Here is a 21,079-nt window from a genome sequence, read left to right on the forward strand (position 1 = left end):
GTAGGAAGGGCGAACGTGCCGAGCGGGGGTGCCGCTAGACCATGGGCAGACTCGGATCGAACGTCTGCTGCGGTTCCGGCTCGACCGGCGGCGCGGCCGGGGCGGCCTTGGGTGCGGGCCGCACGGGCGGCCGCGGGGGCGGGGGCGCGACCGGCGGCGCCGGCGGCGCCTCGGGCACGGGCTCGGGCGTCGGCGCGGGTCCGGGTGTGGGCCCTGCCGGGGGCTGCTCGGCCGCGCCCTGAACGACGGCCTTGCCGATCGAGTACACGATCCCGGCGATGCCGAACGCCTCACCGACCGGACCCGGGATGGCACCGCCGAAGTCCAGCAGGGCGCCGAAGTAGTCGCCTTCGCGCAGGTCCTCCAGGCCCATCCCGATGCCGAGCGCGATGCCCACGCCGGGCACGAGCAGGGCGCTCTTCTTGAGCGCCTGCTCGCCGATCCGCTTCAGGGCGCCCTCTCCGGCCTCCTCCAGGGCGTGTTCGGCGGCGCGTTCCGCGGCGTGTTCGGCCGCGCTCTCGACGGGAGCCACGCGGATGCGCGGCTCGGTATCGACCCGGATCCGCGGTTCGGCGTCGACGCGGACCCGCGGCTCCTCGACGCCCACCCGCACCCTTTCCGGCGGTTGAGCGGCGGGAGCCTGCGCCGGGGCCTGGGCAGGGGCCTGCGCGGTGGCCTGGGCCGAGGACCGTGCGGCCTGCCAGCGCCGGTAGACGTGTTCCTTGGCGTAGTTGTCGGAGGCATTGCCCCAGTAGCCGCTGCCGGCGTCGCCGTGCGTGGCGAACTTCATGTTGTAGGGGTGCTCGACGTGGACGGCGCTACGGACCCGCGGGGCGCCCTTGCCCATGCCGCCCCGGCCTCCGCCCGGATTGCGCCACTTGTACAACTTGTCGCCGTGGCGCTTGAGCATGGTGCGGTGGTGTTCGAGGATCTCCTTCGGCGTCTTCCAGGCGTCCTGCCCCCAGCGCGGATCGATGGGCTGGCCGGGGTGGAGCCTCTCGATGATCTGGCGGGTCTCCGCGTCGAGCGGGGTGGTGCGCATCCGCAGGTCGTAGATGAACTCCTTCCCCCGGCCGCTCCCCGCCCGCCCGGTCGGGTCGGCGAAGTTCACCGGGTCGCCGGAGACGTACGCGTACAGGTTCAGGCCGTCGGTGAAGCCACCGGGGTCGGTGCTGATCCAGCGGCCCAGCCAGCAGGCGTAGTAGCGGGCGCCGTAGTAGTACAGGCCGGTCTCGTCGTCCTTCTCCTTGCCGTTGTAGCGGTAGCGCTTGACGCTGACCTGCGCCGCACCCGCCGCCAGCCACAGCGAGGTCGTGCCGTAGGGGTGGTACTCCTCGTACGAGATGACCCGGCCGGTGGTGTCCGTCTCCAGCAGGCTGGAGCCGAGGCGGTTGTTGAACTGCAGACGGACCGCCGGCGAGCGGTCCGAGCCCGGATCGTCGGTGTCGACGGTCACCGTCTCGACCAGCGCGATCCGGCCCTCGCCGTCGCCGATGTGCACGGTGGTCCGTTCGAAGACGACGGCCCCGCCGCGCCGGCGGCGGAAGACCTCGTACCCGCCGACGTAGGTCCGCTCCTCCTGGAGCCCGCCGATCCGGGTCACGGTCTTGCGCACGCGCCGCCCCGTCGCGTCGTACAGGTAGGACGCCCGGCCGCCGCCCCCGAGGTCCACCGACCGCAGTTCGTCGGCATGGTTCCACTCCAGTGCGCCCGGCAGGTGGGCCATGCCGGTCGTCCGGCCGTTCGCGTCGTAGCGGAAGGCCGCGGAGCCGGCGCTGCCGGCCGGGTCGCCGGGCCTGGTATGGAAGAGCAACCGGTCGGACGCGGTGTCGTTGGTGTAGCGGCGGGTGAAGCTGCCGTTGGGCCCGGCGCTGTGCACCAGGGTCAGGGGATTGCCGGCCGGGTCGTAGGTGTAGTCCTGACGGTAGGTGCGCAGCGCCTGCGCGTCGTTGGGGTGCGGGAGCGGCGCGTACGCGGGCTCGGTGCTGTCGGGCTGGACGCCCAGGCTCGCGTGTTCGCGGCCGGTCGCCGAGCGCAGCCGGTAGACGGGATCGTAGGTGTAGCGGGTGACCGGGGCGGCGACGTTGCCGTCGAAGAAGACGGTCTGCTGGGCGGCGTCGGTCACCTCGACCAGGTTCCCGGCGGCGTCGTAGGTGTAGCCGAGGTCCTGGAGCGCGGTGGGCGACCCGCCGCCGGTGAGCGTGCGCAGGCCGGTGAGGTTCGAGGAGATCGGGTCGTACGTGTACGTGGTGACGATGCCGTCCGCGTAGCCGATCAGCCGCCGCCGGCGGTGGGCGTCGTGTTCGACGTCGGTCACGATCGGGGTGGCGGCGGTCGCCGTGCCCGGGAAGGCGTCGACGGCGGCGAGGAGTCCGCCCTCGCCGTAGCGGGGCGCGACGCGGGTCCCGTCGGGGAGGGTCTGCAGGACCGGCCGGTTGAGCGCGTCGTAGGCGGTCGCGGAGGTGAGGACGTCGGTGGTGTCCAGCAGGGGCGCGGCCAGGGCGTCGAGGTCGGCGAGCGGCCGGCCGTGCAGCGGTGACCAGTCCGGCGGGGTCTCGGCCTTGGCGGGGGTGCGGGAGGTGGAGAGCAGGTTGCCCTTGAAGTCGAAGGCTCCGGCCTGGTCCAGGCCGCCCTCGTCGTAGTGCCGGTACACCCGCCCGAGCAGGTTGAGGCTGACGGCCTGGGGGTGCGACTCGCCGTGCACGGTGAGGTCGGCGAGCCGTTCGGTGCTCGCGCCGGCGGCCAGCACCCAGGTCTCGGCGGGGCGGCGCAGCGGGTCGTAGGTGTAACGCACGGTCGTGCCCACCGCGTCCCAGGCGCGGAGCGGGACGCCGGAGCAGTCGGTGAGCCGTCGCCGCTCGCCGGAGTCCGCGGCGGCCGTGCGCAGCACCCGGTTGAGCAGGTCGTGCGTCTGGTCCACCGCGCGCACGCCCCGCGCGTCGGTCACGGCGAGGGTGTTGCCCTCGACGTCGAGGACGGCAACGGTCTCGTACACCCCGTCGGGGCCGTTGTCCTCGCGGGTGCGCACGGTGCGGCCGAGGGTGTCGAGGACGGCGACGGCCGGGGTGTTCGCGTAGGCGGCGGCGAGCTGGGCGGCCCGTTGTTCGGCGGGCGGGGTGCCGGCGGCCTGTCGGTCGGCGTACCACCGGCTGGTCAGGACGGTGTCGCCGGGGTCGCTGCGGGTCTCCTCCCACGGGGTGAACGCGGTCGTGTCGTAGGTGCCGTCGGGGTGGTCGGTGCGGATCAGCCGGCCGAGCGGGTCGTAGCGCAGGATGTCCGTCACGCCCTGCTTGACCAGGACCTCGGCGTCCTCGTAGTCGACGGTCGTGGAGAAGTAGGGTTCGTAACTCTCCACCGGCAGTGCCTTGTTGTTGTAGACGGTGCGGCCGCTTCCGATCCAGCGCGGCGCGGTGCCGGTGTCCACGGGCACCGCGTGGCCGTCGGCGCCCAGGGCCTGGGCCGGACCGGGCTCAGCCTGCGACTTGGTCATCGCCACGCGGCCGAGGCCGTCGGTGTAGACCCGGCTGCGCTGCCAGGGGCTCGCCGGGTCGCCATGCCGTTCCCGTGTCTCGACGTGCGCCCAGACCGGTCCCCCGTGGGTCTGCCAGGCGTCCAGGCCGTAGGTGTAGACGGTGCCGGGCAGGGCGTCCGGGTCGCCGTCGGTGCCGGCAGCCTTGCCGGTGGTCCAGGTCGCGGTGATCAGCCCGAGCGGGTCGAACGCGCAGTGGCCGCGGTTGCCGTTGGGGTCGGTGATCTGCCGGGGCGCCAGCACCCGGTAGTCGTTGTCGACCGTCGTGACGAGCGTGTCGTACGGCGCGGTCCGCGACGCCCTGCTCGCCGTCGTCAGCAGCCGGTGGCTGTCGTAGTCGATGGTGGAGGTGTTGCCGAACGGGGAGGTGTACGACACGGGCAGCAGGAAGTCCGCGCCGTAGCCGTGGACGCCCGAGGGGGCCCACCACAGGCCGTCCTCCAGGACGTAGCCGCCCTCGCCGGTCAGCAGCGGGGCGTCGACGAGCCCGCCATAGGCGGCGGTGAGCAGCCCGGGTGTGAAGGCGAGCCGGTAGGACTGGTGGGGCAGTGCGCGGGCGCCGGTGAGGCCGAGCGGCAGGGGCGCGGTGAGGTCGTCGGACCAGTAGCGGGTGCGCTGGCGCTCGATGCACCGCCGCTGGACGACCCGGGCCGCGGGCTGCTGCTCGTAGGGGATCTCGACGGCCGCGGCGAAGGCCGCGCGCAACTGGTCCGCGGTGTACCGGTGGCCGCCGGGGGCGGGCAGGCCGGTGATCTCGTGGGCGATGACCTCGATCGGTGTGCCCAGCCGCAGCACCTGCGCGGTGTCGGTGTTGTCGATGGTGGCCCTCACCCAGGTCACCGGGACGGCCTGCTGTTCGGCCACGGCGGGGGTACGGCGGGCGTAGTCGACGGCGGCGCTGGAGGTCACCGAGCCGTAGGCGTCCACGTCCAGGGTCAGCGAGTGGGCCACGCGGGGATCGGCCGGGTCCCGCTCGTAGTGGCGGAGCAGCACTTCGGCCTCGTAGGTGGTGAACGCCGCCCACGCCGCCCACGGCCGGTGCGGCGCGGGTGTGCCCTGGACGGCGGGCTCGGCGGCGGGCTGGAGGCGGCGGGCCCGGTGGGACTGCTCGGAGACGCTGTAGGGGTGGACGGCCTGCGGCGTGCCGTCGTCGGCGTAGATCTCGGTGCGCAGCGGCGCACCGGTCAGCGCCCGCAGGGCCTGCCGGTACTCCTCGCCGCCGGTCACGCCGTCGAACGTCACGGGCGGCAGCGGGTCCGCCGCCGTGTCCCCGTTCCAGCGGCCGGTCAGCACGTCGGCATAGGCCCCGGTGTGGAACCACCGTCGGGTGCGCACAGGGGGTACGTCGAGTTCGCCGCCGGGCGCGGCGAAGGTCTCGGCGTCACGGGTCTCGACCATGCCGAAGCCGCGGAACTCCCTTTCCACGCCGTCGAAGTAGCCGTGCCGGTAGCTGTAACCGCAGGTGTGGTCGGCGGCCGAGACGGCGTCGGTGATCCGGTGGAGGGCCACCACCGGGACGGGGAAGGGCAGGCTGGTGACCCAGTGGTCGGCCAGGTCGGCGGAGGCGCGGTCGGCGAGGTAGTAGCGGGTGGAGGGGGCGTACTCGACGCGGGTGCGGGCACCGAAGTTGTTGCGCGCCTCGCACAACAGGTGCGGCTTCCAGCCGGCCAGGCGGGGATCGCCGTCCGGCAGGCCGGTGTCGGTGCCGCGTGACAGGTCCAGGTACTCGACCCGGCCGCGGTCCAGGGGCGAGGACCAGACCAGGCAGGCGGTGCCGGTGCCGAGCAGGTCCACCACGTCGGCCCGGCCGAGCCCGTCCACGGTCGGGAACGCCCCGAGCGACTGTCTGGGGCCGAAGCCGTTGCCCGCGAGGTTGCGCCACCAGTGGACGTCGTCGCGGCCCAGGTAGAGGAGGTCGGCCGGCCCGGTGCCGTCGATGTCGGCCAGCCGCACCCGGCGCGGGTCGAAGGTGTCGGCGAAGTCGAAGACGGGGGCGCCGTCCATGGTGACCTTGGCGCCGAAGCGGCCGTGGCCCAGCGCCGGCCAGTAGCAGACCTCGCCGTCGCGGATCCGCACCATGTCGCTCAGACCGTCGCCGGTCATATCGGCCGTGAAGACCGTCCGGGTGGTGTCCACCCAGGTCAGCCGAGGTGCGCGGGTCTCGTCCCAGGGCAGGGTCACCTGCTGCCGCGGGCCGTAGCCGTCGCGGCCCGCGCCGCGGTTCCACACCAGGCCGTCGCCGGTGCCCAGCAGCAGGTCGGGCAGCCCGTCGCCGTCGAGGTCGACCTGGCGCAGGCCCGGGTCGTCGAAGTCCAGGACGGGGGTGGAGAGGAAGGGCCGGAACGGCGACCAGCCGCCGTCCTCGCGCAGCGCCGAGCCGAGGCCTCCGGGGCCGGCGTCGACCAGGCTGAGGCGGCCGTCGCCGGTCAGGTCGGTCAGTCGCAGCCGTCCTTCGCCGCCGGGCGCCGCCGTCCCCGGCGAGGGCGCCGTCACGACCTGCTCGGGCGGGGCGAGCCGGCCGCCGCCGAGGTTGCGCTGGTACCACCACGCCCCGGCCTGCCGGTTCAGGGCGCCGGGAAGGCCCTCGCCGTCGAGGTCCACCCAGTACGGCCCGTCGCTGCCCTCCGGTGCCGGAACCGCCTCGACCCGCCGGGCCTCGGTGTCCGGCTCGGCCGTCGTCCAGCCGAGTTCCAGCGGGGGCAGGGCCGCGGTGCGGTAGTCGCCGAGCGTCGGATCCCAGTCGTAGCCGGTGTGGGTCACCGACACGAGTTCGGTGGCCACGGCGTCAGGCGCGAAGGTCAGGTCGGTGGAGGCCACCAGCCGCGGGTTGGGGCCGCCGGCGAACTCCTCGGGGAAGTCGTGGAACATCATCACCCGTCGGCACAGCCGGCGGGTCCTCAGCTCGAAGCCGGCCCGGTGGTCGGAGAAGGCGTCCTCGCGCACCGGCCAGGGCCGTACCTCCAGCGGGGCCTGGTCGTGCTCGCCGTAGTCGAGGACGACCAGGAAGCAGGACGGATCGGCCGATCCGGGTTGCCGGTTGCCATAGCGGACGCTCTTCAGGTACCGCGTGGCCGGCGGAGGCCCGTCGAGGCGGTGGCGTTCGTGCAGCGCGGAGGGGTCGACGCCGGCCAGGTCCTCGGACTTGTAGGTGTACGTGGTGACGTTTCCGCGGTCGTCGCGGACCTCCTCCAGCAGCCACTGGAAGACCCGCCCGGGATCGTCGGGGTCGGCGACGCGCGCGCCGGCGTCGCGGCCGAACACGCTGGTGACGTTGTCGCGCGAGAGCGTGCGCCAGAACACCTCGCCGACGCCGAGGCGTTCGCAGCGCTCGATGCGGCTGAACGCGGTGTCGCAGCGCGGGCGGAAACGGCCGACCCGGTACGCGGCGCCGTCGATGGTCACGTCGCGGACATCGGGCGACCAGGAACCGTCCGGCTGCTCCAGCAGGACCGGCACGAGATCCTCGGCGTCCGAGAGCAGGTACACGTCGGAGGCGTCGTACCGGGGGACGCCCTTGGCGGTCTTGCGGGAGATCGTGGGGAGCCCGATGTCGAAGCCGAAGCCGAACGTGCCGTTCCCGGCGCCCGATTCGTACCGCAGCGCCAGCCCGGGGCCGCTGCCGGAGCGTCCGGGGCTGAGGGCGAGCGGGACCGACATCGAGCCGGTGCCGCGCGCGGGGTTGACAGTGAACTTCTCGCCCAGCCCGCGGATCGCCCCACCGCCCTTGGGCAGCGACGGGGTCGGCAGCAGCGGCCCGGCGGCGCTGTCGCCGGCCGACGACCCCGAGGGCGCCGCGGTGCCCCCTTCCGGCACCAGGACTTCTTCCGGCACGCTCACCCGGTTCCCCGATTCCCTCGGCCCCGGGAGCCGACTGTCTCCGCGCATGGCCGCGTGTCTGTGCGCATGGTCGCGGCGGGTGCGACCGAGCGCCGTTCGACCTCAACGTAAGGGCCCTCGGGAGGGGCCGCGCGCCGCCATCGCCCGTCCGGTGGTGCGGGAGGCGGCCATTCGGATCACGGAAACGGGGGGCCAGGGCTGTGCACGGCGCACAGCCGCCACGGGTCGTCCTCGGCGTTCCGCGGGTGCGGCGGCACGGCCAGGTGCACGAGAGCCGAGGCGTTCGATTCGGTCGTCGCCGTGCCACCGGGCCATCTCGCGGAGTGCCGGCCGGAATTCCCGGGTGAGGACCGCGTCGAACTCGCAGAACAACGATTCCCCCGCGCCCTTCTTGAAGGCCTGGCCGGGCAGCTTCGCGTCGAGGTCGAGGACGGACGCACTGCGGGACCGGACATCGAGGTAGCCGTCGCGGTCAACCATGCTTGAACCCTTCCTTTTCACTGAGCTTCCCCCGGCCTGACGGACATCGATCACGCGGTGGTCCCGAGGAAACCCACCGGGGTGTCAGCGGGCCGTCGCGGCCAGGCTCTGGCGCGTCCGGAAGAGCAGTTCCAGGATGGTGTGTTCCGTCGTGCGGTCCGGGCCGAGCAGGCGGTTGCAGTGCAGGTGGACGAAGCTGTCGCAGAGGTCGGGCAGCGGCTTGCCGAGCAGCCGGTGGCGGTCCAGGTCGGCGAGCCGGGCGGCGACGTCCTGCGCGGCGCGGCGGCGTTCGGCGAGGACGGCGTCGATGCCGGGCGGGGCCGGGCCGCGCAGCAGTTCGCAGAACTCCGCTTTGCGGGTGCGGTACTGGGCGCCGGCGGAGCACAGCCGGTGGGTCCAACGGTCGTGGATCCGGCGGTAGAAGCGCAGCCGGTCCGGTTCGTCGAGGCCGAGGCCTGCCAGCAGGTCGTCGATGGTGAGCAGGGCGAGCGCCGTGTCGTCGAGCGGCAGTTGTCCGGTACGGCCGAGGGACAGCAGGTCGAGGACGGCGAGGCTGTCGGCGGTGTAGAGCTGCTCGGTGGCGTCCATGGCGGGGAGGCCGCCGTAGCGTTCGATCTCGCGGTCGTAGACGTCGAAGCCGAACCGGGAGAGGTGTCCGTCGGCCAGGAGGGTTCCGGCCCAGTCGCCGAGTGCGGGGATGAGCCGGCCGGGGTCGCCGCGCAGGCGCAGCCGCAGGTGGGGGTCGGGGTCCGCGTAGCGCAGGAATATGCGGCGGTCCGTGTGGTGCGCCGTGGCGCGGACGAGGTCCCTGACGCCGTCGGCGAGCAGGGAGTTCTCGTCCTGCCGGTCGCCGTAGAGCTTGACGTAGGTCCAGTCGCTTCCGGGGTGGCGCATTCGCTCCGTGCGGCCGATCGGGGCGTGGGCGGGCCGGGGCCGCCGTGCGGGAGGGGCGGCGGCGCGGCGGGTCATGGAGACGACGAGTTCCACGATGTGGGGCCCGTCGGGCCCGGTGGCCCAGGCGTCGTCGAGGCCGGGGAGGGCTTCTTGGAGGACGACGGCGCCGCCGGGCCGCAGGTGGTTCACGGCGCGGCGCAGTTCCTCCGTGTGGGAGCGCGCGGCGAGGTCGATGAGGAGTCGGTGGTCGGCGGCCTCGTCGCTGCTCGTCAGGTAGGTGTGGCGGGGCACCCGCCAGTGGCGGCGCCAGGCGTCGAGCGCGGCCGGGAACGCGTCCGGGTGCCCGGTGAGCTCCTGTCCCCGGGCGTGGTCGAGGCGCCACTGGGCCGGGCGCAGGACGAGCGGGCCGCGGGTGACGCGGGGCAGGTAGGGGAAGCCGCGGGCCGGTCCCCAGTCGAAGCCGGTGAGCAGGGCGGTGCCGTCGCGGCTCAGGTCGGCGAGGAAGCGGCAGACGGCCGGCGCCCGGCTGTGGTTGAGCATGTGTCCGGCGCAGACGGCGATCTCCCGGACGGTGCCGGTGCCGTCGTCCCAGATCAGCGCGAACCTGCCGTCGGTGACCCGGACGGCGAGTTCGTCGAGGGGGATCCAGCGGGTCGGCCCGGGCTCGGCGCTGGTGCGGATGCCGATCTCGTGGTCGCGGACGGCGGAGCGCACGACGACGTTGGCCGAGCGGGTCTTCTCGGGCAGGTAGACCAGTTCGGCCTGGACGCGCTCGGGGTCCAGGGCCTGTTCGGCGTCGGCGATCCCGGCGAGGACGAGTACGGCTTCGGGCAGTACCCCCGCGAAGCGGCCGAGATTGCGTCCGGCGGCTCCGGCGCCGGTGTTGGCGCCGACCACGAGCCGGAAGTCGCCCGCGTCGATGGCGGTGGGCGACGGGGCGGCGACCATGGCGTAGAGGTCGAGCGAGGCGGGCAGCCGGTGGGGCTCGGGGTCCGCGAGGGCGATCCGGTCGATGGTGTCCTGGTCGAGGTCGATGCCGGTCAGGTGGTCGTGGAGCGCCTCGGTGGCGAGCCGGAGCAGGGTGTCGGCCCGTGTGGTGTCCAGGGGTGCGCCCGCCGCGGACGGGGAGGGTGTGCCGAGGCCGGCGACGGGGTCGAGGAGTTCGAGGAGGGGCACGTCGCGGTCGGTGCCGTACCGGGCCTCGAACGCGCGCCGGTAGCCGGCGATGTGCGGCGGCCCGTCCGGGAAGGGGGTGAGACGCAGGAGCAGTTCGGCCGCCGCCACGGCCGCGTCGGCGACCTCGCGGGATATCCGCCCGGCCGCGAGGGGCAGCGCCGCGTCGACTTGGAGGGGCGTGGCCGTGGCGAGGCCGGTGACCCGGCGGGCGTGGTCGGCGAGTGCGGGGAACGTGGCGGCGCCGGTGTCGGGGGGCTGTTCCTCCCAGTCCCGGACGGCCGCGAGCAGCGCGTCGAGGTCGGCGTGGGGCACAGCGGCATGAACCAGGTGGCCGACGCGGTTGTGCTCGGCCAGAGCGCCACGATTCACCTGGTCAGCCGGTTGGAGGACCGGGGGTGCTGTCGCGCTTCATGTGCCCGTTCGACCGTCGGGGCATCTACACCGGCGTGAGCGAGCCCGGGTTGAAGTTCCTGGAGGAGGCCCGTCCGACCAGCGGTGTCGCGCTGCGCGAGGGCGCCGGACATGTGTCGAGGCTATGGCGCGCACGGCCGTGCCGCCCAGAGGCGCCGACCGCCTGGGTGACGGTTCCGCTCAGGAGGCGGCCTGCGACCGCGTAGCCGGAGCGCGTTTGGCAGGGCCGATGTGGGTGCCGTCTCTGCCCGCCCCGCGAAGGCGGTACCCCGGCCAGGTGCGTCCGTGCCTCGGTGGCCCACCCAGGCGGAGGACCCGGGCGGCCATCAGGGTATCCGAATCGAGGACCCTGCCGAAGACTCGTGCTTGGTGGGCGGTCAGCCCAGTTCGATCCCCGCGTCGTACAGAGCGTCACCGGGTTTGCACCATGCCTCCTTGGTGTTGGCAATAGGTACGCCCTCACCGTGGTTGCGAGGGTACCCCTGTCCCCAGGCCCAGGCGCTGGCGACGCCGTAGAAGCGGCCGTCCAGCGTTTCGCAGGTCGCCAGGACACGCCACCGCTGCGTCGTTGGAGCGTACAGGCAGGCCCCCTCGGCGTACTGGGGGTTGTGGCCGGTCTCCTGGCGCAGGCTACAGTCCGCGGGCACTGCTTGGGCGACCGGTGCTGCGGCCAGGGAGGTTCCCGCGGCCGCAGCGAGGGTGACGGCGGTTGTCACGAGTGCCCTGATGGTCTTCACGGTTGTGTTCCCTTCGAAGGCCCGGGCGGGCATGTGTACGGCCCGGGTGGTATCCAGGTGCCGGTCGGCAGTTATCGGAAGCCAGCCGACATGGTCCCCGGCAGCACGCACAACGGATCCCGGCAGACTTCCCCCTCCCGGGCGAACTGTTCCGGGGCCGTTGGAGCGAGGCAGGGAGACCGCTGCTTTCCGAGGCCGTCGTACGGCCCCACCGGACCGGGCGGCATCCGTCTGTGCGTGAGCGTGCCCCGATGGGCGGTCAGCCCGTTTCGATGGTCGCGTCGAGCAGGGCGTCACCGGGGTTGCATGTTGCCTGCTGGCTGTTGACAACAGGTACGCCCTCGCCGTGGTGATGGGTGTACCCCTGTCCCCAGGCCCAGGGGGTGACGACGGCATACTTGTGGTCTTCCAGCGTTGAACAGAACGCCACGACGCGCCATCGCTGGTTTGTAGGCGCATAGGCGCAAGACCCCCTGGCGTACTGGGGGTTGCTGTAGACGGACTGGTACAGGCTGCAGTCGCCCTGATCAACGTCCGCGGCCGCACTGGGTGCCGTGGCCACGGAGATTCCCGCTGCCGCCACGAGGGTGACGGCGGCTGTCACGAGTGCCCTGATGGTCTTCACGGTCGTGCTCCTCTCGCGGGCCCGGGCGCATGCGCACGGCCCGGGTGGTATCCAGGTGCCGGTCGGCAGCTGTCGGAAGCCAGCCGACACGGTCCCCGGCAGCACGCACAACGGATCCCGGCAGACTTCCCCCTCCCGGGCGAAGTGTTCCGGGGCCGTTGGAGCGACGCGACGGGAGCGGAGCTGTCGAACGATGGCGTCGGGCTCACCGGCTGCGGGGGGACGGGGTTGTCGGCGTCGGGGCTGGAGCGGTTCGGGGGCTGGGCCTGCGAGGTGTCCAGGCCAGGTGTGGACGGCTCGCGCTTCGCCCGGGTGTCAGCCGGCGGTGATACGGGCGAGGGCGGCCTGGAGGCGTCGCACGGCGTCTTCGGCTTCGGTGTACTGCTCGGGGGCCGGGGGGACGGTGCCGAAAGCGTGATCGTCCGCGGGTAGGGCGCGCCAGCGCAGGACGGGTTCGAGGGCGGTGATGGCACCGGAGAGGAACCAGGCAAGGCGGCCGTGGGTGCCGGCGAGGGCGATGGCGATGACCGCCAGGACTTCGCGCAGGTGTTCCAGCCGGTTCTGCTCCGGCAGGACCTCTTGGACGTTTGCCGGGCCGATGGCCTCGCGCAGTCCGCCCTCGACCCGGATCGCGAGGTCTCGCTCGCCTGCGGACGGTTCCCATACCCGCTCGTGGATCTGCTGCTCGGCTTCCTCCGTCAAGCGCGCAATCGCCGTCCGCATGTCCATGCGGCTCACCGTAGTGCCCGTGTCCAGCACGCCGGGTTGTGGAGGATTCGGGCGCCGGGGCGCCGGTCGATCGTCCCCGGTGGCGTCCCCGGCGAGGGCCTTGTCCGGCACCGGGCCCGGCACCGTGGTGCCGACCGCTCGCCGCGAGGACCCGCCCCGTACGGCGGGACGCTGCTGCGGCCCTGACCGGCACCCGCACCTTGAGTCCCCGCCTCGGCCAGGAAGGACCGGGCCCTGTTTCCAGGGGCGTGCGCTGTGTGCAGGGGTTGCGGGGACCGCGTCCTGTGTGCGGCCCCCGCGGGATGCGGCTACTCGTCCGGTGATCCGTTGTACAGGGGGACCTGGAACGTCTGGCCGGCCTGGATGGTGACATCGTGTCCGGAGACGTTCTGCACGTTCAGCACTTGCTCCCCCTCGCCGGAGTCGCCGATGCCAGTGGTCGCGAAGTAGGTGGACGGGATTCTGTTCGAGAAGGCGGGATTCTGCATGGCAGCTCCGTGATCGGATGTGGATAGGGACAGGAGTGCTTCCGTGTCTACCTGTAGCCCAGCTGGCTCGGGGGTAACCGCGCGTCGCAGGGAACCGTCCGAACGAGGCCACCGACGCACACCAGTCCACCGGCGCCTGAAGTGGGGAGCGGATGTTCTCGCTGCGTGGGCCTCGGCCGTGGGGATCGCCCTGCCGTGGACGGTCGGCCGATCCGAAGCCCGTGATCCGTCAGATGGCCCGCGAACTCGGGGTTCACCATGAGGCCCTGCGCAACTGGATCCGCCAGGACGAGGCGGACCGGGGTGAGCGCGACGACCGGCTTCCCGGAGCCAGGCGGCATCTCGTCACGGAGCCGGTGGGCCGACCCAGTCGGGAGGGCGCTGTTGGTGTCACCACATGCGCGCGAGCTGTTCACCGTCGGATGATTCCGGCGGCCACTGCGTGACCTCGCGTCCGCCAGGCTCGGTAACCCGCTAGAAACCCCTCGACACCTGGAGGACATCATGCGACGTCGAAGCGTTGCCGCTGCCGTGCTCGCCGGACTCTCCCTGGCCTTCGCCGTACCTGCGGCGGCCCACGCGGCGCGCGGCCCGCAGATCACCATGAGCGGCTCCTGGAACGACACCGCCACGATCGAGGGCACAGGTCTCTCGTCGCCGAAGGACGTGATCTGGGACGGGGATACAAGCGGGTCCGTCGCCGTGGGCGGGCAGGACTGACCGAGTCGCAACCAGGGAGGCTGCGGTGTCCGGCACTCGGCCGGGCACCGCAGCCTGTCGATAGAACAGTCGCGGTGACGTTCAGGTGGGCGCTGAACAGGCCAGGTTCTCCCGAACGGGCATGGAGACTCTCGTCGCCTCCCTCTTGTCGGCGTCGCCGGGGTCCCGGGGGAGGGATGCGGGGTGTCGATCGCGAAGAGCCGGCGGCCGGCGACGTACCCGCCCAGGAGGCCTCGGCGGTGAGCGCACCGCCGTCGGGGGACAGACCGGTGACGGTCATGGTGGTCGAGAGGGCGGCGATGTCGCGGGCCGCCGCAACCCGCTGCGGTCGACGAACTCGTCGCCACCTGGGAGAACGAGGCCCCGGAAGCGGCCGCATCCGAGGCGTGCATTGCTCTGCAGCAGGTGGATCGCGTCGCCGAGGTCGCGTGCGTAGGCGTCGAGGGCATCGGCGATCGGCCGCAGGTCCCACGCCCGGCCCGCGCGCCGCTGGGACAGGAGCTCCGAGAGCGCGGTCTGCAGGGGGCTGCGGGCCGGGTGGGAGGCGGCGCGGGCCCGCTGGACAGCGGGGGCGCGGTGGGGGTGGCCCTGGGTGACGTCCGCCCAGATCAGGACGGTGGCGATGTCGCGGCGCACGGCGTCGTCGAAGCGGCGGGAGGTGCGCTCGGGCAGGTGCTCGGCCAGGCGGTTCCAGTCGGTCTGGGGGAGGGTCCAGCGGGCGAGGGCCTCGCGGCGGTAGTGGTAGTCCACCGGGTTCGGGTCATGGTCGAGGTGGGCGGCGAGTCGTCGCAGGCCAGCCTGGGCCTCGTCGGTGGCGCCTGCCGTGGCGAGGCGGCGGCGGGCGTCGAACAGCAGCCAGCCAGCGGTGGCCCAGGGCAGGTCCAGGCGGGAGGCGGCGAGTTTCTGCGATCCGCCGGCGGTCATCTGGACCAGGCGGAGGGGCACGGCCCGTCTGAGCACGTGGTGGAGATCGGCGGGGACGTCGAAGTGCTGCCGGATCCACTGGGCGGGCAGGAGCTGGGGGACGTGGCGCCAGCTGAAGGTCCCGTGGTGGGTGGGCGGGATCGGGGGCTGCGGCCTGCGCGGTGCCGGGGCGGGTCGCGGAAGGCCGTCGGCTTCGTGCACCAGGCGGCGTATCGCCGGGGAGGCGTCGCGTGTGCCGTTGAGGACGGACTGCCAGCGGTGGGGTGACCAGCGGACGGCGGCCAGCAGGCCGCTGATCCTGTACTCGGCTTCAGCGGTGTCGAGGGCGAGGAGGCGGTGGGCGGCGGTGAGGGTGCGGGCGGCGTCGGCCGGGTGTTGCGGGAGGCGTCCGTCGCCCCGGGGCTCTGCGGTGTCGCTCTGGTCCGGGGTGGCGGTCATTGGCCGCAGCAGGACGGCGGTGGCGCGCAGGTCGTTGAAGTAGGTGGTCGGGGCTCTTTCCCACGGAGCCCCTACCCGCGGGATCCCCGCCAGTGGCCGCGACCGGCCGGAGTCCCGCTGTGGCAGCGGTTCCGGGGCGAGGAGTGGCCCACCCTGCGGGAGTTGCTGGCGCCCGCGCGGCGGGTGGCCAGGTGGTGGGCCCTGGTGCCGCTGCTGTTCTGCCTGTGGCCGTTCCTGGTCTTCCTGGCGCTCTACCCGATGGCCAGGTCGGCACGGCGGCTGGCGCGACGGGTGTTCATCGTGCCCGGGCCCCGGGGGATCACCGACGAGGTGGTGCTGCGGGTGCAGCGGATACGGGGGTGGCTGGCGCTCGGGGCGGCGCTCGTGGTGCTGCTCGTGTACGGGACGGCGGACGACTGGGACCAGCTCGACGACCAGTTCGAGACCCGGCTGACGGTCACCCCGTTGCTGGTGCTGGTGACCGCGCCCGTGGTGGTCGGGGTGCTGTTCCGGCTCGCCGGGCCGGCCACGCGCCCTGCCATGCGGGCCCAGGTGCGGCCGGCGGTCCTGATGGCTTCGCAGTACCTGGGCGCGTGCGCGGCGGTGCCGGTGCTGCTGTGGCTCGCCGGTCAGGCGCAGCGGTCGGTCCAGGGGCTGTTCCTCGGGCCGCTGTTCAACCTGCTGGTCCTGGCGTTGCCGATCTGGGTGCTGATGTTCGTGGCCTTCGCCTCGCCGACGGTGGTTCGCACGGCCTTCACCATGGACCGGGTGCACCCGGTGTTCCCGCCCGTCCTGACCGGCGTCCTGGTCTGGGAACTCGCCCTGATCGGGCTGGTGTTCGGCGGCCTGCCGCCCGGCCCGCCGGCCGTCCAGCTGGCCGCCGTGGTCGGCGGGCCCGCGACGGTGACCGCGGTGGCGTGGTGGGAGGTGCACCGGCTCCGGAGCCGCTTCGGGGTCTCCCTGCGCGGGCGGGCGACGGCCGGGAGCGGGCGGTAGCCCGGCCGGCGGCGGTCTCGGGACCCGCGGCGGTAGCGGGCCGGGCACGCCCCGGAGATCGGGCGGACAATCGAAGGCATGGGCGGAGCGGACCGGTTCGACACCCTCGGTGACATGTACGAGGAGATGTTCCTCCTGCCCTGGCGCCGACACCTGGAGTCGTTCAGCGTGTTCGCCGCACTGGGCACGGTCACCGGCCGCAGCGTCCTGGACATCGGGTGCGGTACGGGCCTGTACAGCCGGGAGCTCAAGCGACGCGGCGCGGCGCGGGTGGTCGGGTACGACGTCTCCGGCGGCATGCTCGACGTCGCGCGGCGGGCCGAACGCGACGAGCCGCTGGGCATCGAGTACACCGAGCGCCGCGACCTCGTCGAGGACGGCGCCTTCGACGCGTGCCTGGCCGTGTACGTCCTGCCGTACGCGGAGGACTACGGAGCACTGCTCTCCCTGTGCGCCCTGGCATCACGGACCCTGCGCCCGGGCGGCCGGTTCGTCACCCTGCCGGTGAACCCGGACTTCCACGGCGAGCGCACCTACTACGAGCGCTACGGCCTGCGCCTGGTGGAGACCGAGTCGCGCCACGACGCCTCGCGGGTGACGCTGGAACTGTGCTTCGGCCGCTACGACGAACGGATCACCGCACGGTACTGGAGCCGGGCCACCCTGGAACGGGCCCTGCGCGAGACGGGCTTCGCCTCGATCTCCTGGCCCGCCTTCCGGGTCTCAGGGGAAGGAACCGCCCGCCACGGCGAGGACTTCTGGCGGCCGTACCTCGCCTGCCCCCACGCGGCGATCATCAGCTGCACCAGGACCTGATCCCGGAGAACCCGACCCCCGGAGCCCGATCCCAGAGACACCACCATGGCGACCACACCACGGGACCACCGCCGCCCCGGCCCGATCGAGGCAGGATTCCCCCCGTCCCCCGCGGCGGTCGACCCCGCGCGGTGGGACCGGCTGATCGGCCCGGACAACTTCTACAACAGCAGCGCCTGGGTGCGCGCGCTCGAACTCGCCCACGGCGACACCGGCGCGCTCACCGCCGCCTCCGGCGGCCGGCTGCTGGGCGCCCTGTCCGTCTGGCCCGGCGAGAACGACGAACCCGGGCTGTTCCACCTGCCCACGCTGTTCCCGGACCTGGCGGCCGCCCGGTCCGCGCGATGGCTGTGGCTGGGAGCCCGGCGCTCGACCTACAACGAACTGGTCCGCACCCGCGGCGAGGACCGCGACCGCGCCCTGGAAGTCCTGCTGGAAGGGGCGCTCCGGCTGGCCCGCGACCGCGGCCTCGACGGCGTGGTCCTGCCCTACCTGGCCGCCGGCGACGCCCGTGAGCTCACCCGGATCCACCCCCGGGCCGTCGTCCTGCTGCACGACGCGGACGCCAACGTCGCCGTCCCGGCCGGCGGCTACGCCGAGCAGTCGGCGCGGATGAGCCAGCCCGACCGCACCCACCGCCGGGCCGAACGCCGCACCTGCGAGCGCGGCGGCACGACCGTGGAATGGCGGCCCCTGGCCCACGGGGACGTCGCCCGGCAGGCCGCGGCCCTGGTGACGCAGACCCGTGCCCGGCACGGTGGAACCACCGACCCCGCCTGGATGCTCCGCTCCTTCGCGGCCCAGGCCACGACGGGCGTGCTGGACCGGGCCGTCGGCTGCTTCGCCGTCCGCGACGGCCGCCCCGTCGCCGTGAACGTCTGCTACACCCACCACGACCGGCTCTACGGCCGCTACTTCGGCTTCGACTACCGCGCCGCCCAGCCCCGGAGCGAGTACTTCGTGCTCTGCTACCAGGCCCCCGTCGACTACGCGGCCGCCGGCGGCTTCCACCGCTACCGCCTGGCCGTCTCCGCCTGGCAGATCAAGATCCGGCAGGGCGCCGTGCTCTCCCCGCTCGCCGCCGTCGTCCTGCCCCTGCACGGGCGGTTCTGCGACCGGCGGACGGCGGCCCGGCACAACGCCCGCACCGCCCGGCTCTGGACCGGCCGGTGCGCCGCCCGCCCCTGGGCCCTGGCACCCGAGTGGAACGGCTGGGCCCAGGACGGCCCCGACGCTCCCGCCTCCGGCTGACCGCCGCCGACATCGGAAGGAGACCCGCCGTGCTGCACCTGGTCTACCTGATCCAGCCCACGCCGGACGCGGAGACGGACCCGCACGCCTTCTGGGAGTGGGTCCGCGCCCGCGAGTCCTGGTACTACGACGGACTCGACACCGTCCTGCGCACCCGGTGGGCGGTACGCACCGTCGGCGCCCACGTCCACACCATCGAACACACCGTCAGCTTCGCCGACGAAGCCGGCTGGGGCCGCTACCGCCGCCAGGTCGCCGACCGCGGCCGCGACCCGGCCTGGGAACACCGCCGCACCGAACAGACGCGCTGGTGGACCCTGCTGGACGCCACCCTGCTCAGCGACCCCCCGGTCCCCCTCGGCTTCGACCGCACCCCCGCACCGGGACGCACCCCGTGACCGGCACCGACGAACTCCTGCGCCGCAGCGGGCACCTGCTCACCCACGCCCGGTTCATGACCCTGGCCACCACCGACGGCACCGAACCGTGGGCCTCCACCGTCAACTTCGTGCCGCTGCGCGCTCCCGGCGCCCCCTTGCGGCTGCTCTACTACTCGCTGCGCACCGCCCTGCACTCCCGCAACATCGGCTGCCACCCCCGCGTCGCGGGCTCGCTCTACCTGACCGGCCTGCCCGGACTCGGCCTGGACGGGGCCCAGTTCACCGGCACCTGCCGCGCCACCGACGACCAGGGCGTGGCGGAACACCACCGGCTCTACTACGAGTTGAACTTCCCCGACCCCGCCGTGCGGAGCGAATGGCTCCTGCCCGCATCCGACTTCCGGGGTTCGGGCCCCCGCCGCTTCTACACTGTCGAGGTCGACCGCTGGTGGCTGTTGGACATCGACCGCTGGCTCGTCGACAAGCACGACCAGCGCGTCGAGGTCCCCCTCCACGCCCTCACCGGGCCGGGCTGAGCCACCTGGCGCACCGCCGCCCTCCCGCCGTCACCCGCGACGGTGGCTTCCCCGCGTTGCGGGGGCGTCCCCCGGAGCGCCCCTTCTACCGTTCGCCGCATGCCGCCGCACGCCGCCCGCGCGGCCAGGGAATCGAGGACCACATGACGTCGGCCGTGAAGAGCAAGAAGTTCAACACCCTGTTCGACTGGTTCGACCTGAACGGGGACGGACAGCTGTCCCAGGAGGACCTGCGCGGCACCGCCGACGTGTTCGCCCGGACCGCGACCAGGGACGACCAGGCCACCATCCGGGCCCTGCACGACGCCTTCGCGCGCTGGTGGGACCTCCTGCTGGAGCACGGGGACACCGACGGCGACGGACAGGTCTCGCGCCAGGAGTTCCTCACCGTCATGAAGGCCGACGTGACCACGCCCGCGCACTTCGAGGGCACGGTGCTGGCGATCGCCGACGCCCTGCTGAACGCCTACGACACCAACGGCGACGGCGTCCTCAGCAAGGAGGAGTACGTCCACATGTACGAGCAGCTGGGCGTGCCCCGCGTGCACTCCGAGCAGGCGTTCCCACGGCTGGACCGGGACGGGAACGGGGTGATCAGCCTCGACGAGTTCCGCGAGGCGATCATCGAGTTCTACCTCAGCGACGACCCCACCGCGCCGGGCAACTTTCTCCTCGGACCGATCGGCTGACGGCCGGCGCGCGGCAGCGTGCGCCGGCGGCTCCCAGCTGGATCGGCTGATGAGAGCCGACACGGGCCGACCCGGTGTCAGGAACGGGTACGGCCCGCCGGTTTCACCAGTTCCGGCCCCGCGACCGGATCCGGTCCCGCGCCGCTACTCGTGGCACAGGGTCTCCGGGCGCATCAGCCGCAGGAGCTGCGGCAGGCACACCGCACCGGGTGTCGGCCGCCGTACGCGCTCCCCTTGTACGGCGGCCGACGGCGTTCCGGAGCGGTCGCGGGTGGCTGGACCTCGGGTGGTTGGACCTCGGGCGGGGGCGTCGGGCGGGGGGGGCGTCAGGGTGCCGGGGTCTCCGTGCCCTCGACGCCGGCGAGCAGTTTGCGCAGGAGCCCGTCCAGGGTGGCCCGTTCCTCGCCCGAGAGGGCGGCGAGCAGCGCGGTCTCGTTGGCGGCGTGGTCGGTGAAGGCGGCGTCCACGAGGGCGCGTCCGGCCGCGGTGAGGGCAATGCGGACGCTGCGCCGGTCCGCCGGGTCGGTGCGGCGTTCCACCAGGCCCGCCGATTCCAGCCGGTCGATCCGGCTGGTCATGCCGGCCCGCGACATCAGCAGCAGCGCGGCGAGTTCGGAGGGCATCAGTTCGTACGGCGCGCCGGAGCGGCGCAGGGTGGCGAGAACGTCGAACTCGCCGCGCTGGAGGCCGTGTTGCTTGAACACCTCTTCGACGACCCGGCCGGCGAGCAGCGCGAAGCGGCCGAGGCGGCCGACGGTGCCGACCGCCGCCAGGTCGAGGTCCGGGCGCTCCCGGCTCCACTGGTCGAGCATGACGTCCACGTGATCCATGGGGGAATGTTATTCGATGGGAGATAGTTAGACGTAGTACTATCAGCCGAGGAACTATCGGAGTGCTCACCGTGGGGAGAGACCAATGACGTTGATCGGACCGGAAGCCGTGGTCGTGCGGGGCGACGAAGCCGAGACCGTCTCGATGCTCGGCGGCCAGGGGCGGCTGCTGGCGGACTCCAGCGCCACCGGCGGCGCCCTGAGCACCCTGCGCGTCACGCTGGGGCGCGGCAAGGACGGCGCCACCCCGCACTACCACGGGGGCTCCTCGGAGCTGTTCTTCGTCGTCGACGGCTCGGCCCAGGTGCTGGTCGGGAACGAGGTGGTCACCGCCCGCAGCGGTGACCTCGTGGTGGTACCGCCCCACCTGCCGCACGCCTTCGCGGCCGCGCCGGACTCCGGGGCGGACCTGCTGATAGTGATCACCCCCGGCGTGGAACGCTTCGACTACTTCCGCCTGCTGGAGCGGATCCGCGCGGGCGAGGCGACGGTCGAGGAACTGCTCGCCAAGCAGGACCTCTTCGACAACCACTTCCTGGAGTCGCCGAGTTGGCGCGACGCCCGGGACGAAGCGGCCCGGTCCCAGCCGTAGA

At 73.2% G+C, this 21,079-nt stretch carries 18 protein-coding genes and 1 pseudogene; 10 read left to right on the forward strand and 9 right to left on the reverse strand.

Going from position 1 to position 21,079, the window contains the following annotated elements:
* Positions 1-34 precede the first annotated feature (34 nt).
* The 3 genes from ACFY4B_RS29985 to ACFY4B_RS29995 form a co-directional block, all read right to left on the reverse strand.
* A complete protein-coding gene (locus tag ACFY4B_RS29985; RefSeq protein WP_387973176.1) occupies positions 35-7,360 on the reverse strand; it encodes a SpvB/TcaC N-terminal domain-containing protein in 7,326 nt (2,441 codons plus the stop codon).
* A gap of 108 nt (positions 7,361-7,468) precedes the next feature.
* The gene (locus ACFY4B_RS29990) at positions 7,469-7,846 is read right to left on the reverse strand and encodes a hypothetical protein (protein ID WP_387973179.1); all 378 of its coding nucleotides are present in this window, start codon (positions 7,844-7,846) and stop codon (positions 7,469-7,471) included.
* Positions 7,847-7,930: 84 nt separating this feature from the next.
* Positions 7,931-10,285, reverse strand: coding sequence for a lantibiotic dehydratase (locus ACFY4B_RS29995; protein ID WP_387973182.1), 2,355 nt, complete (start codon positions 10,283-10,285; stop codon positions 7,931-7,933).
* On the opposite strand from ACFY4B_RS29995, the pseudogene ACFY4B_RS30000 reads away from it, so the two are divergent.
* A pseudogene (locus ACFY4B_RS30000) lies at positions 10,223-10,533 on the forward strand (hypothetical protein); the annotation flags it as partial. The gene ACFY4B_RS29995 and the pseudogene ACFY4B_RS30000 sit on opposite strands and share 63 nt — an antisense overlap.
* A 171-nt stretch (positions 10,534-10,704) precedes the next feature.
* Here the strand turns inward: ACFY4B_RS30000 and ACFY4B_RS30005 are convergent.
* The 4 genes from ACFY4B_RS30005 to ACFY4B_RS30020 form a co-directional block, all read right to left on the reverse strand.
* Positions 10,705-11,064, reverse strand: a complete 360-nt coding sequence (locus ACFY4B_RS30005; RefSeq protein WP_117486294.1) for a hypothetical protein — start codon at positions 11,062-11,064, stop codon at positions 10,705-10,707.
* Between the two features lie 259 nt (positions 11,065-11,323).
* Positions 11,324-11,689, reverse strand: a complete 366-nt coding sequence (locus ACFY4B_RS30010; protein ID WP_049650463.1) for a hypothetical protein — start codon at positions 11,687-11,689, stop codon at positions 11,324-11,326.
* Positions 11,690-12,004: 315 nt separating this feature from the next.
* A complete protein-coding gene (locus ACFY4B_RS30015) occupies positions 12,005-12,418 on the reverse strand; it encodes a hypothetical protein (RefSeq protein ID WP_049650469.1) in 414 nt (137 codons plus the stop codon).
* 308 nt (positions 12,419-12,726) lie between these two features.
* Positions 12,727-12,906, reverse strand: coding sequence for a hypothetical protein (locus tag ACFY4B_RS30020; RefSeq protein ID WP_049650462.1), 180 nt, complete (start codon positions 12,904-12,906; stop codon positions 12,727-12,729).
* A gap of 152 nt (positions 12,907-13,058) precedes the next feature.
* On the opposite strand from ACFY4B_RS30020, the gene ACFY4B_RS30025 reads away from it, so the two are divergent.
* Positions 13,059-13,352 (forward strand): transposase, encoded by a 294-nt coding sequence (locus ACFY4B_RS30025; RefSeq protein WP_117486295.1) that lies wholly within the window; start codon positions 13,059-13,061, stop codon positions 13,350-13,352.
* Positions 13,353-13,410: 58 nt separating this feature from the next.
* Entirely contained in the window at positions 13,411-13,626 is a 216-nt protein-coding gene (locus ACFY4B_RS30030; RefSeq protein ID WP_147409018.1) for a hypothetical protein, read from the forward strand.
* Positions 13,627-13,902: 276 nt separating this feature from the next.
* Here the strand turns inward: ACFY4B_RS30030 and ACFY4B_RS30035 are convergent, their stop codons facing one another.
* Complete coding sequence (locus ACFY4B_RS30035) at positions 13,903-14,988, reverse strand: hypothetical protein (protein ID WP_159028388.1); 1,086 nt, start codon at positions 14,986-14,988, stop codon at positions 13,903-13,905.
* A gap of 162 nt (positions 14,989-15,150) precedes the next feature.
* On the opposite strand from ACFY4B_RS30035, the gene ACFY4B_RS30040 reads away from it, so the two are divergent.
* The 6 genes from ACFY4B_RS30040 to ACFY4B_RS30065 all read left to right on the forward strand — a co-directional run bounded on the left by ACFY4B_RS30040 (position 15,151) and on the right by ACFY4B_RS30065 (position 19,656).
* A complete protein-coding gene (locus ACFY4B_RS30040; RefSeq protein WP_387973189.1) occupies positions 15,151-15,984 on the forward strand; it encodes a hypothetical protein in 834 nt (277 codons plus the stop codon).
* 78 nt (positions 15,985-16,062) lie between these two features.
* Positions 16,063-16,800 carry a class I SAM-dependent methyltransferase gene (locus tag ACFY4B_RS30045; protein ID WP_387973192.1) on the forward strand — a complete coding sequence of 246 codons (738 nt, stop codon included), beginning with the start codon at positions 16,063-16,065 and terminating at the stop codon, positions 16,798-16,800.
* 45 nt (positions 16,801-16,845) lie between these two features.
* On the forward strand, positions 16,846-18,051 hold the full coding sequence (locus tag ACFY4B_RS30050) for a GNAT family N-acetyltransferase (protein WP_387973195.1): 1,206 nt from the start codon (positions 16,846-16,848) through the stop codon (positions 18,049-18,051).
* A 29-nt stretch (positions 18,052-18,080) separates the two neighbouring features.
* Entirely contained in the window at positions 18,081-18,449 is a 369-nt protein-coding gene (locus ACFY4B_RS30055) for a hypothetical protein (RefSeq protein WP_049650457.1), read from the forward strand.
* A complete protein-coding gene (locus ACFY4B_RS30060) occupies positions 18,446-18,967 on the forward strand; it encodes a pyridoxamine 5'-phosphate oxidase family protein (protein WP_198959389.1) in 522 nt (173 codons plus the stop codon). The genes ACFY4B_RS30055 and ACFY4B_RS30060 overlap by 4 nt, the downstream gene beginning before the upstream one ends.
* 143 nt (positions 18,968-19,110) lie before the next feature.
* Positions 19,111-19,656: an EF-hand domain-containing protein gene (locus tag ACFY4B_RS30065; RefSeq protein WP_387973198.1), complete on the forward strand. Its 546-nt coding sequence runs from the start codon at positions 19,111-19,113 to the stop codon at positions 19,654-19,656.
* A gap of 326 nt (positions 19,657-19,982) precedes the next feature.
* On the opposite strand, the gene ACFY4B_RS30070 is transcribed toward ACFY4B_RS30065, so the two are convergent.
* Positions 19,983-20,486: a MarR family winged helix-turn-helix transcriptional regulator gene (locus tag ACFY4B_RS30070; RefSeq protein ID WP_387973201.1), complete on the reverse strand. Its 504-nt coding sequence runs from the start codon at positions 20,484-20,486 to the stop codon at positions 19,983-19,985.
* Positions 20,487-20,571: 85 nt separating this feature from the next.
* Here ACFY4B_RS30070 and ACFY4B_RS30075 point away from each other — a divergent pair, with 85 nt between their 5' ends.
* A complete protein-coding gene (locus ACFY4B_RS30075) occupies positions 20,572-21,078 on the forward strand; it encodes a cupin domain-containing protein (protein WP_049650454.1) in 507 nt (168 codons plus the stop codon).
* The last annotated feature ends 1 nt before the right edge of the window (position 21,079 follow it).

The sequence above is a fragment of the Kitasatospora sp. NPDC001261 genome (assembly GCF_042896795.1).
Lineage (GTDB): Bacteria > Actinomycetota > Actinomycetes > Streptomycetales > Streptomycetaceae > Kitasatospora.